A 497-nucleotide genomic window follows, 5' to 3' on the forward strand; every position below is an offset into this window, starting at 1 on the left:
AGAGCCGGGATAAATGATTCTGGTATTGACAAGGTCGCTGACAATAGAAGTCAAGTCAAACTGGAATTTATGACGATCAGTTATCTGCTGACATATATCTTTGATACCTAAAGAGAATAGTATGTTTTTAAAATACATGTAGCCAAGGTTATACAAGCGTTCATCATCTAAAGGAATGAGTTGAGAAGGAGTAAAATTGATAGAAACGATAGCTTTATTTTCTTTATCTTGTTCACGAAGCTTATAGACATACTGCTTTAGATTATCCAGCACTACCTCACGTGAATCAGTATCATACTTGGATTTCAATGAAGAAAGAGAGCCAAGACGTTCGACGATGAAAGTAGAATGCTTTCTTGTTTTAGGATCAGTAAAATCATCGATGATATAGAAGGATTCAGAGTTCTTGGATTTTGTAACTTTAATACGCTTGCTCATAGGAATCACCTGCCTATGTATATTATACCATAAAGTACCTTAAAGTACGAATATAAAAT

General features: G+C 34.2%; 1 pseudogene. It reads right to left on the reverse strand.

What is annotated here, in order from left to right:
- Positions 1 to 438: pseudogene (locus NE665_RS23985) on the reverse strand (hypothetical protein); the annotation flags it as partial.
- Positions 439 to 497 lie beyond the last annotated feature (59 nt).

Source organism: Clostridium sp. DFI.1.208 (genome assembly GCF_024463855.1).
In the GTDB taxonomy this organism is placed as follows: Bacteria; Bacillota_I; Bacilli_A; order Erysipelotrichales; family Erysipelotrichaceae; genus Clostridium_AQ.